The 457-nt window shown below is 35.2% G+C and carries 1 pseudogene; it reads right to left on the bottom strand.

What is annotated here, in order from left to right:
* A pseudogene (locus CQA53_RS13015) lies at positions 1–457 on the bottom strand (hypothetical protein); the annotation flags it as partial.

Here is a 457-nt window from a genome sequence, read left to right as displayed (position 1 = left end):
TGGATCTAGCTTAATATCAAACTTCCCCTCTCTATAAAGCTCTTCTAAATACTCTGGGATATAATAAGTGGGAGCATTAGGATAGCCTTGTGGGGGAGTTACTGCCATGACTTTGGCTATTAAAAGTAATTTGTCTATATAAGTTTTTGCTATTTGTTCGCTCCAATCATTGGGAATATCATAATTGTAAGACTCTAGATAACTTCCCAATACGCTTTCACTTCTCTCGTAAAACTCTTTTTTGCTCTCCTTTGTAGAATCTGTATCTCTAGGGTCTTTGAGTTTGCCTTTGCTAATTTCTTCATATAAGACTCTTGTTGCATAGCCATCATCAACAGCATATTGATATAGCATATTGAAATCCATTACCCAATCTACCCCTATTAACTCATCTAAAAATGGAAGCATTCCAAATTCATCATAAGGAGGATTCTTAGAAAACTTCTTTACCACTTCA

The organism is Helicobacter didelphidarum, assembly GCF_003364195.1.
In the GTDB taxonomy this organism is placed as follows: domain Bacteria; phylum Campylobacterota; class Campylobacteria; order Campylobacterales; family Helicobacteraceae; genus Helicobacter_A; species Helicobacter_A didelphidarum.
Note: the sequence above shows the minus strand (reverse complement) of the source record. Positions and strands in the feature narration are given on the sequence as shown.